12 protein-coding genes are annotated in these 13113 nt (G+C 65.6%); 8 read left to right on the top strand and 4 right to left on the bottom strand.

Annotated features, from left to right (window positions below):
* Positions 1 to 991: 991 nt before the first annotated feature.
* Complete coding sequence (locus ACFQU1_RS01235; protein WP_378128410.1) at positions 992 to 1543, top strand: hypothetical protein; 552 nt, start codon at positions 992 to 994, stop codon at positions 1541 to 1543.
* 199 nt (positions 1544 to 1742) lie between these two features.
* Positions 1743 to 2282, top strand: a complete 540-nt coding sequence (locus tag ACFQU1_RS01230; RefSeq protein ID WP_378128408.1) for a L,D-transpeptidase — start codon at positions 1743 to 1745, stop codon at positions 2280 to 2282.
* 71 nt (positions 2283 to 2353) lie between these two features.
* Here the strand turns inward: ACFQU1_RS01230 and ACFQU1_RS01225 are convergent, their stop codons facing one another.
* The 3 genes from ACFQU1_RS01225 to ACFQU1_RS01215 all read right to left on the bottom strand — a co-directional run bounded on the left by ACFQU1_RS01225 (position 2354) and on the right by ACFQU1_RS01215 (position 4688).
* Entirely contained in the window at positions 2354 to 3670 is a 1317-nt protein-coding gene (locus ACFQU1_RS01225) for a class I SAM-dependent methyltransferase (RefSeq protein ID WP_378128406.1), read from the bottom strand.
* A gap of 116 nt (positions 3671 to 3786) precedes the next feature.
* The gene (locus ACFQU1_RS01220) at positions 3787 to 4440 is read right to left on the bottom strand and encodes a putative adhesin (RefSeq protein ID WP_378128404.1); all 654 of its coding nucleotides are present in this window, start codon (positions 4438 to 4440) and stop codon (positions 3787 to 3789) included.
* A gap of 113 nt (positions 4441 to 4553) precedes the next feature.
* The gene (locus ACFQU1_RS01215; RefSeq protein ID WP_378128402.1) at positions 4554 to 4688 is read right to left on the bottom strand and encodes a hypothetical protein; all 135 of its coding nucleotides are present in this window, start codon (positions 4686 to 4688) and stop codon (positions 4554 to 4556) included.
* Positions 4689 to 4776: 88 nt separating this feature from the next.
* Between ACFQU1_RS01215 and ACFQU1_RS01210 the strand changes: the two genes are divergently transcribed.
* Positions 4777 to 5883, top strand: coding sequence for a TRAP transporter substrate-binding protein (locus ACFQU1_RS01210; RefSeq protein ID WP_378128400.1), 1107 nt, complete (start codon positions 4777 to 4779; stop codon positions 5881 to 5883).
* Positions 5884 to 5909: 26 nt separating this feature from the next.
* Here the strand turns inward: ACFQU1_RS01210 and ACFQU1_RS01205 are convergent, their stop codons facing one another.
* Positions 5910 to 6149 (bottom strand): DUF1674 domain-containing protein, encoded by a 240-nt coding sequence (locus ACFQU1_RS01205; RefSeq protein WP_378128398.1) that lies wholly within the window; start codon positions 6147 to 6149, stop codon positions 5910 to 5912.
* Positions 6150 to 6295: 146 nt separating this feature from the next.
* Between ACFQU1_RS01205 and htpX the strand changes: the two genes are divergently transcribed.
* The 5 genes from htpX (at position 6296) to purH (ending at position 13094) form a co-directional block, all read left to right on the top strand.
* Positions 6296 to 7255: a zinc metalloprotease HtpX gene (htpX, locus tag ACFQU1_RS01200; protein WP_378128396.1), complete on the top strand. Its 960-nt coding sequence runs from the start codon at positions 6296 to 6298 to the stop codon at positions 7253 to 7255.
* 108 nt (positions 7256 to 7363) lie between these two features.
* Positions 7364 to 8821: an RsmB/NOP family class I SAM-dependent RNA methyltransferase gene (locus ACFQU1_RS01195; RefSeq protein ID WP_378128393.1), complete on the top strand. Its 1458-nt coding sequence runs from the start codon at positions 7364 to 7366 to the stop codon at positions 8819 to 8821.
* A 388-nt stretch (positions 8822 to 9209) separates the two neighbouring features.
* A complete protein-coding gene (locus ACFQU1_RS01190) occupies positions 9210 to 10940 on the top strand; it encodes a heparinase II/III family protein (RefSeq protein WP_378128391.1) in 1731 nt (576 codons plus the stop codon).
* A gap of 5 nt (positions 10941 to 10945) precedes the next feature.
* Positions 10946 to 11365: a VOC family protein gene (locus ACFQU1_RS01185; RefSeq protein WP_378128389.1), complete on the top strand. Its 420-nt coding sequence runs from the start codon at positions 10946 to 10948 to the stop codon at positions 11363 to 11365.
* Between the two features lie 136 nt (positions 11366 to 11501).
* Positions 11502 to 13094, top strand: coding sequence for a bifunctional phosphoribosylaminoimidazolecarboxamide formyltransferase/IMP cyclohydrolase (gene purH, locus ACFQU1_RS01180; RefSeq protein ID WP_378129703.1), 1593 nt, complete (start codon positions 11502 to 11504; stop codon positions 13092 to 13094).
* Positions 13095 to 13113 lie beyond the last annotated feature (19 nt).

The raw sequence follows: 13113 nt of genomic DNA, 5'->3' as shown, positions 1-13113 counted from the left end.
TGGCGCGCAAGCGGCCTTGGCCATTGCGGCCGCGCCGGTTGCGGGCTCGGCTCCCTCCGCGCGGGATCCGGCGCGAGGGCCTATCATTTGGTTGCCGGGCTATTGAAGATATCCCGCGAATTCACTATCTCGAAAGTGTAGGCGTTACGCTCGGGAGGCAAGCCGTTGGCATGGCGAGCGGCTGGTCGATTGGCGGTGGAGCGAGTCATTTCCATCTGACAAGATTGTTTAGAAACAGAACAAGAATTGATTATGCAGAGATCAAGTGATCTCGAATCCAGCTGGCTAACGTCGTCACAAAAGTGCTCCCATTACTGCGATATGACATCGTGCCTCAGCTGCTGCCCTCGAACTCTCCGACTAGACCGATACCGCTTTCGGAGAAAGCCTGAAGAGAATGCGATTATCCTTGGACTGGATTTCTGAGACATGAATCATGTCGATTGCAGCCCTTATATCGGATGCTTGCCGCGAGTTCAGTTGCCCCCGGTTGAGATGAATCGCGATGTCACAATTGTCGCATTCCCCGCATTTACGCCTGGAACTGCTTGGCTGCAGGTGGAAGAAAGGCTATGATTCGCAAAGGTACAGTCGCATGCCTTTATCAGCGCTAAGGCTGGTAACGATTGGTGCCTGACGCCGTGGACTTGGCGCATCGGAACCAACGTCAATCCTTACGCTCAGGCTTTAGCGGTCCCTGCTCCTGCCCGCGGGAGTGTGCCGGACCGATGAAGCCAGCTATAACTTCTGCGGGCATTCAAGAGGACTTATGAAACGACAGTCGCGACCTTTCGTGGTCGAGGTCAAGCGCACGCGGAAATCTCTCACGAACATCTGGGGATCTTCGTCTATTCTTGAGGATGCCGCAGCACCGGTGCAGCGGCCGGAACGCATATCGGCCGATCTTGGCAATATCTTCAAGAGGCCGATGGCCGCATCGACCGAACAGTCGGACGACTCCGCGCCCACGCCACGCGTTTTGCCGAGCTTGTTGACCGAAGTAGCATCGGCCGAGACCGACGAAGACGAAGCGGCACCCCGTCGGTCTGTCGCAAGACGCGCGCCGCGCAAGCCCGAGATCGAGCGGCAATCCGCCCCTATCGCTGATCTCTGGAGCGAGCATCGGTCGGAGCGCTCGGTCGTGCCGGACATGACGCAGCTGGACGCACCCGTTCCTGCGATGGCTGAAGCGAAATCGGCCGATCACGACGAGCGGGCCGCCCATAAGGCCATCGCCGAAGATCTTTTCGCCGGTCTCCGGACCGTCGAGGCGACCGTTGCGGCGCCCGCGTCCGAGGTGGAGCAAAAACCCATCCGACGTCGCCGCAGGCAGCCGCAAGCGCGTACGGCCAAGCCGTCACTGCAGCTCGAAAATCTGGACGAAACTTTCGAGGTGGAGGAAGAATCTCCCGCCGCCCCCGAAACAAAGGCTCTCGCCGAGCCGGCGCCGCGCCGGGAGGTCAGGATCGGCCGCCGCAAGGGACAGGCCGGCTTTCCGCCGGGGCAACGGTGGAAGCGACGCCTGCCGTCGAGCTTGCGCTGACCGCAGGCGCATGAGCGGGGCCGTGCCGTCCTGACGGCTTCGTCTTGGTGCGCGGCCCGCGATCTTTTTCGCTTCGTTAAAGCTAACGCCGAAAAGCGCGTGTCTTGCGAAGCATTTTCGACGACCGGCAAGGATTGGTTCAGCGCCACGGCCGTTGAATTCCTGCAACCGTCCACATGTGACGGGCAGGGATTGGCTGATGATCGAAATATGTCCTTCGCGTCCGGCAAAGGCCGGACTGATCCTTCTCGGCTTGGTGGCGCTCGGCGCGCCGATGACGCCTGAGGCCGCCCAGGCGACGCCGAGCATGGCACAGTTTTCCGGTGCGGCACCCGGGACGGTGGTGATCCGCACGCGCGAGCGAAAGCTTTATCTCGTGCTCGGCAACGGCATGGCGATCCGCTATCCCGTAGCCGTCGGCCGCCGTGACAAGCAGTGGTTCGGCACGGTGACGATCGACGGCAAATATGTCGAACCCGCCTGGGCGCCGCCGGCGGACGTGAAGCGCGACAACCCCCGCATGCCCGACTACATCCCCGGTGGCAGCCCGGCCAATCCGATGGGCGCGCGGGCGCTCACCTTGAGCGGCGACCTCTACGCCATTCACGGCACGACGCGTGGCATGCGGCGCAGCATCGGCAGCTTCGCGAGCTATGGCTGCATCCGGATGCTGAACGAAGATATCATCGATCTCTTTCAGCGCGTCGGCGTCGGCACGCCCGTCGTCGTGGTGCCGTAGGGCTTTATCGCATTTCTCATTGCGAACCGGCGTCCACTCCGCTCGACAACGCTACCAGCCCGGCTTGGATGTCAGGGGGTGTAGAGATCGGCGCGCGTCGGCGGCAGACCGGAGGCGCCTTTGGCGCGCCGCGAGGCGAGCGTCTGGAAAATGCCGATGGTGCCGCGTTCGAAGCCGAGCGACACGCCGGCAAGATAAAGCAGCCAGAGCCGGGTCTTGGCTTCACCCACCTCGCGCACAGCGGCCTCCCGCTCAGCATAGAGCCGCTCGCACCACAGCCGCGTGGTGCGCGCATAATGCTCGCGCCAGCCCTCCACGTCATGGACCTCGAAGCCATGGCGCTCGAGGCTCGTCACCGAACCGCCGACATGGTCGAGCTCCGAGCCCGGGAAGATGTAGTTGACGATCGCCGCATATTCCGGCCGCTTGCGGCGGAAGGCGCGCGCGGTCTTCTTCGCCGGGCGGGTGATAGCATGGTTGAGCAGCAGACCGCGTGGCCGCAAAAGCTCGCGCATCTTGGTGAAATAAGCGCCGTGATTGTCGAGCCCTACATGCTCGAACATGCCGATCGACGCGATCTTGTCGAAGGTGCCGGTGACCTCGCGATAGTCCTTGAGCTCCACTTTGACGCGGTCTTCCAGGCCGAGCCGAGCGATCTTCTCACGCGCGAAGGCAAGCTGCGCCTCCGATAGCGTGACGCCATGGGCCTCGACCCCGTAATGCCGGGCGGCGTGGCAGACGAGCCCGCCCCAGCCGCAGCCGATGTCGAGGAAACGCTCGCCGGGCTTGAGGCGCAGCTTCCGGCAGATCATGTCGAGCTTCGCCGTCTGCGCCGTCTCGAGCGAGGCGTCCCAGGTCGGGAAATAGGCGCAGGAATACTGCAGCTCCGGGTCGAGGAAGAGCTGGTAGAAGGCGTTCGACAGATCGTAGTGGAACTGCACGAGCGCCTTGTTGTCGCGCCCGGCCGCGTCCTTGTCGACTTGCGCGCCTTGATAGGCTTGGGTTTGAGTGCTTTCGGGCTGCTTCGCCCCGCCCGAGAAGACGAAGGGCCAGAGCGCCTTCATGATCAGCAGCTTATCGAGCCGCCTGATGAGGCCCTTCTTGCCCTCGCCGCGGCGGGCGGCGATATCGAGCAGCGTGCCGCCCTCGATGTCGATGTCGCCCGTTGCGGCGAGGTCGATCAAGGTGGTGAGACGCGGTCGGCGGATGAGGCGATGGAGAACGTCCGGGCTGTTGATCGCGATGCGCAGATCGGTCCGCGCCTTGGGGCCGAGCGGGATGATGTCGCCGTCCCAGAGGCGGATGCCGAAATCGGCGCCGACATGGGCGGCTGCCTGCTGCAACAGGCGCTTCACCGCCGTGAGCCTTCGATCCACCTTGCCCGTCACGCCACCGCTCCGTCCTCAGCCTATTCGCCCCTGCTGTAAAGCATCGGACAATGACGTGAAACCGGCTTTGACGGCCCTGGCGGCCCGCCGCGGATTTGCTCGTCATCCGACTGATGTCAAACCGTGTGACGGCGTGGCGGCGACATCGCCGGCGGCGACCAACGCCATATGGGGCTCCGGCAGAAATCGCAGTGAAAGCGGCTGTAGCGATAGCCCAGCTTGTCCAGAATTTTAATGAGCTCGGACAAGGAGACCACGGGAAGCGGTAGCCGCTTGCGGACTGTGATCACATCCATCGGCCAAATGCCCCATTTATCCATGAGGGCCGAGAGCTTGTCGTCGGATTGGCTGCGAAACATCTGCCGCAGCAGAGGATGGGCCGCCGGGGGAGGGCTGTCGCCCCAATCGCGCACCGAATAGCGCCAAGCGGCATTGAGCGGCGCATTACTGATGAAGTCATAGCTTTCGTAGACCGAATCCTGGAACTTCGTGAGCATATAGTCGGGATAAGGCGGGCCGCTGATCGTCTCATGGGCCGGATAGGCGTCGGTCAGCGCGCCGATGAGATCGGTGCTCATGGGCTCCGACAGGGCCGTTCCGTCGGCTGTATAGAAAACGAGCTCGATCTTTCGGTGATGGGACCATCGCTGATGTCTAATCCGCATGCCATGGGTGCTGATGAGGCATGTGTCGACGCCGGGCGACGGCTTTCCTTTGGTGAGCGTCCAGGCATAGACGGATCGCCCCACAGGGTTTTGGATCAACGTCATGCGCCATTGCTCCTCGAGCGCTGAAAGCCAGCTCACGTCCTCATTTCCGAAAAGGCGTTTCTCGTCTGTGAGCGGCGTGCAAAGAGTGAAGCTCTTTCTGCTCGGTTCTACTGTCACGAGAACTTTCGCTTGCCTCCATCACATCGCCCCAGGCTCAAAACCGCAACAGGTTGGCGGTATTTCGCCCACATCTGGATGATCTGCCGAAAGAACTCAGGAAAAACGCGCGGGTCGAAGGTGGCGGCCATGCCACGTCCGTTGCCAAAGCGGGGCGTGAGGCTCTATGGAACCCGCGCCCTCGTCTAGCGAGCAACAAGCCATCCCGGAGGATGCCCGATGAAGCGTCGTGACTTTCTGAAAGCCGGCCCCGCGGCTGCCGCCGCCGGCGCGTTCACGGCGGCAAGCACCGTCGCCATGCCCGCCATCGCCCAGTCGGCGCCGGAGATCCGCTGGCGTATGACCTCGAGCTTCCCCAAGCCCCTCGATGCGCTCTTCGGCAATGCCGAGATGTTCGCCAAACTGGTCGCCGAGGCTACCGACAACAAATTTCAGATCCAGTGCTTCGGCCCGGGCGAGATCGTGCCGGCGCTGCAGGCGCTCGACGCCGCCCAGAACGGCACTGTCGAATGCGCCCATACACCGATCTACTTCTATACCGGCAAGGAGACGGCCCTCGCCTTCGGCACGGGCGTGCCCTTCAGCTTCAATTCCCGCCTGCAATATGCCTGGCTGGTGAACGGCGGCGGTAATGCGCTCATGGACGAGGCGCTCGCCAAGTTCAATGTGGTCGGCCTTCCCTGCGGCCAGTCCGGCACGCAGATGGGCGGCTGGTTCCGCCGCGAGATCAACAAGCCCGAAGACTGGAAGGGGCTGAAATTCCGCATCGGCGGCCTCGGCGGAGATGTCCTCGCCCGGCTCGGCGTCGTTCCGCAGCAGATCGCCGGCGGCGACATCTATCCGGCGCTCGAGCGCGGCACCATCGATGCCGCCGAATTCGTCAGCCCCTATGACGACGAGAAGCTCGGCTTCGCCAGGGTCGCCAAATATTATTACGCGCCCGGCTTCTGGGAAGGCGGGGCGATGCTGCACATGGTCGTCAACAGGGAGAAGTGGGAGAGCCTGCCCAAGCCCTATCAGGCGATCATGCGCCAGGCGGCCGATGCCTCCATGAATGCGATGCTCGCCAAATATGACGCCTTCAACGGCCCGGCTCTGAAGCGCCTCGTCGGAACAGGCACCGAACTGCGCATTTTCCCCAATGCCGTGCTCGATTCCGCCTGGACCGTCGCGCATGAGCTCTATCACGAGATGGCCGCCAAGAACCCACTGTTCAAACGCGCGCTCGAATCAATGATCGCCTTTCGTACCGAGAACTATCTCTGGTGGCAGGTGAACGAATATGCCTTCGACAGCCTGATGATCCGCAACCGCACGCGGGTCTGAGAGGCGGGCGTTTCGAGCGCCCCTTTTCAGAAATCGCTGGCTATGCCTTTGATTTCCCAGTCCGTATAGCGCACGGGCTCGGGCCCGCCGCGGCCATTGATCTCGCGGTTCGCCTGAAGCTCGGCGGCGCGTGCGTCGATGGCGGCGCGGCGGGCTTCCGCCTCGGCGAGGGCCCGCTTGGCGGCATCGGAGAGAACCTTGCCCGCGGCCCCACCCGCCGCAGCAGGCGGTGCCGTGTCCGGTGAGTGCTTTTTGGTGGAAGTCACAGAAAATGCTCCATTCGAGCGCGCGCCCTGCTCTTGAACGCGATCGCGCGAGTCCCCCACATATATAGGGCCTGTTCGGTTGAGGTCACCCCTTGGCTGCCGGCGCGAGCGCGGCGCGAGGGTGGGTGCGGGCTTGGAGTAGAGCGATGAATTACATGAAGACGGGCATGCTGCTTGCGGCGCTGACGGCGCTCTTCGGCGTGGTCGGCTACTTCATTGGCGGCGCGACGGGCCTCGTCATCGCGCTCCTCGTGGCCGGCGGCATGAACCTGTTCAGCTACTGGAACGCTGACAAGCTCGCGCTCGCCGCCTACAACGCCCAGCAGGTCGACGAGCGGACCGCGCCGGAACTCGTCGGCATGGTACGCGAGCTGGCGGTCCGCGCCGGGCTGCCGATGCCGCGCGTCTATATCATCGACAATCCCCAGCCGAACGCCTTCGCTACCGGGCGCAACCCGGAGAATGCAGCGGTCGCGGCAACAACCGGGCTGATCCGCATGCTGAGCCGCGAGGAGCTCGCCGGCGTCATGGCGCACGAGCTCGCCCATATCAAGAACCACGACACGCTGACGATGACCGTGACCGCGACCATCGCCGGCGCGATCTCGACCATTGCGCAGTTCGGCTTCTTCTTCGGCGGCAGCCATCGCGAGAACAGCGGCGGCTTTGGCGTCATCGGCACGATCCTGATGGTCATTCTCGCGCCGATCGCGGCGATGATCATCCAGATGGCCGTGAGCCGCTCGCGCGAATATGTCGCCGACAGGCAGGGGGCCGAGATCTGCGGCAATCCGCTGTGGCTCTCGGCGGCGCTCGCCAAGATCGCCCAGGGGGTCGATCATATTCCCAATGAGGAGGCGGAGACGCATCCGGCCACAGCTCATATGTTCATCGTGAACCCGCTGTCCGGCCGCTCGATGGACAATCTCTTCTCCACTCATCCGGCGACGGAAAACCGCATCGCTGCCCTCGATCAGCTGGCGCGCAGCATGGGCGCCACGCCGGCCCGCGAGGCGTCCTTCATCGGCGGCGCGCGGCGCACGGCGGGCCCCTGGGGCGGCGCCGGCAGACCGCGCGGCCCCTGGGGGCGGGGCCCGTGGGGGTAACCACCCGCAGGGCGGCGGATTTGACGGCCGCGTGCGGTGGTGCGAGGTAGGCGGCTCATCCGATCCGTCGCCGAGCAAAGAGTTTTGTCGCATGTGGGAGTATCCGGGTTGAAGGCGTCCGTTCCGGCGCGGGCTGCGGCAAGGCCGAAGAAGCCGCGCCGTGACGAGGCGCCGGGCCTTGCCGCGAGGCGGTTGGCCGTCGCGGCTCTCACGCGCGTGTTGCAGGATCGCCAAGGGCTGGACGAAGCCTTCGAAGACCTGGGCAACACGCCCGAGTTCAAGGCTCTCGCCGCGCGCGACGTGGGGCTTGCCCGCGCCATCGCCACCTCGGCCTGCCGGCGGCTCGGCACCATCCGCGGGGCGCTCGCCCAGCGGTTGCCCCGCGGGCTGCCGCGCAAGGCTGGCGCCCTGGAGGCCATCCTCGTCGCCGGCAGTGCCCAGCTGCTGCTGCTGGACGTTCCCGACCATGCGGCGGTCGCAACCGCGGTCGACCTCGCCCGTGGCGACGGACGCGCCTTTCCTTATGCCAAGCTGGTCAATGCCGTCCTGCGGCGGATCGCCGGTGAGCGCGACGCCATCCTGGCGGCCGCCGACCCACTCGACGTGGATACGCCCGCCTGGCTCAGAGCGCGCTGGATCTCGGCCTATGGCGAGGAAACCGCGCGCGCCATAGCCGCAGCTCACCGTAACGAACCGGCGCTCGACCTCACGGTGAAGGGGGATGCCGAGATCTGGGCGGAGCAGCTCGGCGGCACGGTTCTCGCCACCGGCTCGGTGCGGCTCGCCGCTGCGGGTCGCCAATCGGGCGCGGATCGCCAGTCCGGGTCGGACCGCCAAGCCGGGTCGGAGCGCCAAGCCGGTTCGGATCGTGTGGCCGTTGCCGATCTCGCCGGCTATGGCGAGGGCGCCTGGTGGGTGCAGGATGCGGCCGCCGCCCTGCCGGCGCGGCTGCTCGGGGCTCGTCCGGGCGAAGAGGTCATCGATCTCTGCGCGGCTCCGGGCGGCAAGACGGCCCAGCTCGCGGCAGCAGGCGCGCATGTCGTCGCGGTCGATCGGTCCGGCACACGGCTGAAGCGGCTTGCCGCCAATATGGAGCGCCTTCGGCTGACAGTAACCGTGCAGGAAGCGGAGGCCGAGAGCCTCACGCGCGCGCCTGTCGATGCGGTGCTCCTCGACGCGCCCTGCAGCGCGACCGGCACAATTCGCCGCCATCCGGATGTCGCGTGGACGAAGCGCGAAGCGGACGTGACGGCGCTCGCCGTCCTGCAGGCCCGCCTGCTCGAAAAAGCTGCCGACCTGGTGAAGCCGGGCGGACGGCTCGTCTATTGCACCTGTTCGCTCGAACCGGAGGAAGGCGAGCGTCAGATCGAGGCTTTCCTCGCCCGCCACGACGATTTTCGCCGCATGCCCATCACGGCCGATGACCTCGGCGGACTCTCGCCGCTCGTCACCGCCGCCGGGGATCTGCGCAGCCTTCCGCATCAGGCAGTTTCGGCTGACGGCGACATGAGGGGTCTCGACGGCTTTTATGCCGCCCGCCTCCGGCGAGCGCCGGCACCGGGGTGAGCGGCTTGAACTCGGATGCCGCGCGCGCCATTTGAGCGGACAGACGTGCATTTCCTGCCTCGAGGCCGCTTTCCGGCCGCCGCTCCCCAAGGATAACTGAAACGTTAACCTCTGATCGGTACCGTTCCTTTTCGGACGTGACGCTCCGGGCGAAGCGCCGCTCGGGCAGGATGCCGAACCGGCCGTTTCCCTTGACGAAAAGTGGGACCGGAACCGGCCGACATCATGCTTCGGTTCGAGGGACGGGATCGCGTTTACGGCTTTGGTTTCCCCTGGACCGGCGCCGTTGTGATCCCGGCGTGCCGGCCGAGCGGCCGAACGATACGGGACAGGAGCGGTGGACGCATTAGCCGTGCGGCGTGTCAGAGAGCGGAGGACCGAGGCGGTCGTGGCTGGTTCGAGAGACCGTTGGCGGCTCTACGCCCTCGTTCTCCGCGAGGTGTGGCGGCGGCTGCGCAATGGCGCGGTCCGGCTGTGGCGCCGCCTGTTCTCGCTGCACCGCTTCACCCCCGACCGCATTCTGATGGTGCCGCAGGACCTGCGCACCGCCGATCCGACTGTCGCCGGCGACATCTATTCCGGCTATTTCGCGCTCGCCGGACGGGTCTTGAACGCCAGGGGTACCTCGCCCTTCACCGACAGGCCGCCGAGCAGGGCCTGGGCGGAGGCTCTCTACGGCTTCGGCTGGTTGCGGCATCTGAAGGCCGCCGATTCGGCGCTTGCCCGCGCCAATGCCCGCGCCCTCGTCGACGACTTCCTCAACTACGGGCCGGCCAAGCGCGGCATTGCCGCGGAGCCGGCCGTCATGGCGCGCCGGCTGATCTCCTTTCTCAACCATTCACCGCTCGTCCTCGACGGCGCCGATCACGCCTTCTACCGCCGTTTCACCCGCGCCTTGGGGCGTATGGCGAGCCAGCTGCAGCTCGCAATTACGGGTGGACTTGCCGGAGAGGACCGGCTGATCGCGGCGATCGCCCTCGCCTATGCCGGACTTTGCCTGAACGGTTCCTCGCGCGTCCTGCGGCAGGCGAACCGCCTTCTCTCCGATGAGCTCAACCGGCAGGTGCTGCCCGACGGAGGCCATATCAGCCGCAATCCGCGGCTCGTCGTGGAGCTCCTGACCGATCTTCTGCCGCTCGCTCAGACCTATGCCGCCCGCGGTGCGGAGGCGCCGCCGGCGCTGATCGGCGCGATCGACCGGATGATGCCGGTGCTGCGCATGTTCCGGCACGGCGAAGGCTCCATCGCGCTGTTCAACGGCATGGGGCTTACCGCGCCGGATCTCATCGCCACGCTTCTCGCCTATGACGACGTCCGCGCGAAGGCGATGGAACACGCGCCGCATTCGGGCTACGAGCGCATCATCGCTGGTGACACCCTGGTGACCGTCGATGTCGGCGCGCCGCCTCCGGCGGAGTTCGCGCGCCAGGCCCATGCCGGCTGCCTCTCCTTCGAGATGAGTGTCGGCCTCTATCGGCTCATCGTAAATTGCGGCGCGCCGCGTACCGGCAACGGTGAATCGATCCTTGCCGCGCGCTCCACCGCCGCCCATTCCACGGTGACCGTTGGCGACGTGTCCTCCTGCCACTTCGCCGGCACCAGCAGCGAGGGATCCCTGACGCAGAGCCTCGGCCGCTTCGTGGGATCGCCGCTCTTGTCCGGGCCGCGCACGGTCACCGCGACGCGCGGGGAGAGCGTCGACGGTCCCGTTCTGCGGGCGGCTCACGACGGTTATAGCCAGCGGTTCAATCTGATCCACGAGCGGGAGCTGCATCTCGGCGCCCATGGCGACCGGCTGGACGGCGAAGACAGGTTCATCGCGCAGGAGCACCCGATCCCAGCGGGTACCGAAGCGAGCCTGCGTTTTCACCTGCATCCCTCGGTACGTGCAAGTCGCCTGCCCGGCGGCGTCGGCGTGCTGCTCACGCTTCCCAATCACGACACCTGGAGCTTCGAGGTCGACACCGGCGAGGTGGGGCTCGATGAGAGCGTCTTCTTCGCCGCGGCAGACGGTATCCGGCGGACGGAGCAGATCGTCGTCAGCGTCGATGCGGGCACCACCCGCGCCGTGCGCTGGCGTTTCCTGAACATCGGCCGGCGGCAAGCGGAGACCGAGTAGCAGCTGTGTTCGATCATGTCGGCATCGTCGTGAAGGATCTCAGAAAGAGCGCGCGGCTCTACGGCCGAATGTTGGCACCGCTCGGCTACAAGATCCTCGAAAAGCACAGAACCGGACCGGGCGAGGGTTGGGTTGTGATCTCGAACGGGGAACCCGCCTCGCCGTTTTTCGTCCTCGCCGCGGGCAGACCGAGCTTTTGGACGGAGGACTCCGTGGTCGGGAAAAGCCCTGTGCACCTGTGCTTCAAGGCTCCCTCGCAGGAGGCCGTCGATGATTTCCATCGCATCGGCCTTGCGCATGGCGCGAGATCCAACGGCGCGCCCGGCATCCGTCGGGCCCCGTTCTATTGCGCCTTTCTGATCGATCTGGACGGCAACAACGTCGAGGCCGGGATCTACCTCGCTACGCACACGAACGCGCCCTGAACCCCCGCTCCTATGGACGCGTGGCCTCGGCTGATCGGCCCCGCGTCACGGTGCCGAGTTTGTCGGAAGGTGCTTTCATGCTAATCGCGGGCTCGTCCACGTCACGGTGGACGGCAAAGCCAAGCTGATGAGACCGATGCCCGACCATCCCAAACATATCACGCGCGCCCTGCTTTCCGTCTCCGACAAGACCGGGCTGGTGGATTTCGCCCGTCGTCTTGTCGAGCTCGGAGTGGCGCTCGTCTCGACCGGCGGCACGCGCAAGGCCATCGCCGAGGCCGGCCTGCCGGTGATGGAGGTGTCGGACGTCACCGGTTTTCCGGAAATGATGGACGGGCGCGTCAAGACGCTCCATCCGGCGGTGCACGGCGGCTTGCTCGCGGTGCGCGAGAACCCCTCGCATCAGGCGGCGCTGCTCGCCCATGGCATTGCCTTGATCGATCTCCTCGTCGTCAATCTCTATCCCTTCGAGGCGACGCTCGCCGCGGGCGGGAATTTCGACGACTGCATCGAGAATATCGACATCGGCGGCCCGGCGATGATCCGTGCTGCCGCCAAGAACCACGCGGATGTTACCGTCGTCGTCGATCCGACGGATTATGAGGCGGTGCTTGCGGAACTCGCCGCCCATGAGGGTGCCACCACGCTGGAGCTGCGCCGCCGGCTCGCGCAGAAGGCCTATGCGCGCACCGCAAGCTACGACGCGGCGATCTCGAACTGGCTCGCCGGGCAAATCGACATGGATACCCCTCCCTACCGGGCATTGGGCGGCTCACTCGTCGAGCCGATGCGTTACGGCGAAAACCCGCACCAGTCGGCTGCCTTCTACAAGCTGCCGGAGAGCCGGCCCGGCGTGGCAACGGCCCGCCAGCTGCAGGGCAAGCAACTCTCCTACAACAATATCAACGATACGGATGCCGCCTTCGAATGCGTGGCGGAATTCGACCCGGCGCGCACCGCCGCCGTCGTCATCGTGAAACATGCCAATCCCTGCGGCGTCGCCGAGGGAGCGAGCCTGCGCGACGCCTATGAGAAGGCGCTCGCCTGCGATCCTGTATCCGCCTTCGGCGGCATCGTAGCGCTCAACCGCACGCTCGATGCCGAGGCGGCCGCCAAGATCGTCGAGATATTCACCGAAGTGATCATCGCCCCCGATGCCACCGACGAAGCGGTCGCGATCGTCGCGGCGAAGAAGAACTTGCGGCTCCTCGTCACCGGTGGCCTGCCCGATCCGCGGGCGCCGGGTCTCGGGCTGCGGACGGTCGCCGGCGGCTTTCTCGCCCAGGCGCGCGACAATGCGGTTGTCGACGATATGGAGCTCAAGGTCGTCACCAAGCGTGCACCGACCGAGGCCGAGCGCGCCGATCTCGTCTTTGCCTTCCGTGTCGCCAAACATGTGAAGTCGAACGCCATCGTCTATGCCAAGGGCGCCACGACGGTCGGCATCGGCGCGGGCCAGATGAGCCGGGTCGATTCCTCGCGCATCGCGGCCTGGAAAGCGGCCGAGGCGGCGCGTGCCGCGGGTCTTCCCGAGAGCCTCGCGAAGGGCGCGGTCGTTGCCTCCGACGCCTTTTTTCCCTTTGCCGACGGCCTGCTGGCCGCCGCGGAGGCTGGCGCGACCGCCGTCATCCAGCCGGGCGGCTCGATGCGCGACGAAGAGGTGATCAAGGCCGCCGACGAGGCGGGGCTTGCCATGGTCTTCACCGGCCATCGCCATTTCCGGCACTGATCGCGAGAATCGGTGCCGG

The organism is Chelatococcus sp. GCM10030263 (genome assembly GCF_042666455.1).
GTDB lineage: Bacteria > Pseudomonadota > Alphaproteobacteria > Rhizobiales > Beijerinckiaceae > Chelatococcus.
Note: the sequence above shows the minus strand (reverse complement) of the source record. Positions and strands in the feature narration are given on the sequence as shown.

Excerpts from the sequence above, each read along its gene's own strand:
- ACFQU1_RS01230 (WP_378128408.1), top strand. The coding sequence starts at position 1,743 with ATGATCGAAATATGTCCTTCGCGTCCGGCAAAGGCCGGACTGATCCTT.
- ACFQU1_RS01220 (WP_378128404.1), bottom strand. The coding sequence starts at position 4,440 with ATGACGTTGATCCAAAACCCTGTGGGGCGATCCGTCTATGCCTGGACG.
- ACFQU1_RS01215 (WP_378128402.1), bottom strand. The coding sequence starts at position 4,688 with ATGGCCGCCACCTTCGACCCGCGCGTTTTTCCTGAGTTCTTTCGGCAG.
- ACFQU1_RS01210 (WP_378128400.1), top strand. The coding sequence starts at position 4,777 with ATGAAGCGTCGTGACTTTCTGAAAGCCGGCCCCGCGGCTGCCGCCGCC.
- htpX (WP_378128396.1), top strand. The coding sequence starts at position 6,296 with ATGAATTACATGAAGACGGGCATGCTGCTTGCGGCGCTGACGGCGCTC.
- purH (WP_378129703.1), top strand. The coding sequence starts at position 11,502 with ATGCCCGACCATCCCAAACATATCACGCGCGCCCTGCTTTCCGTCTCC.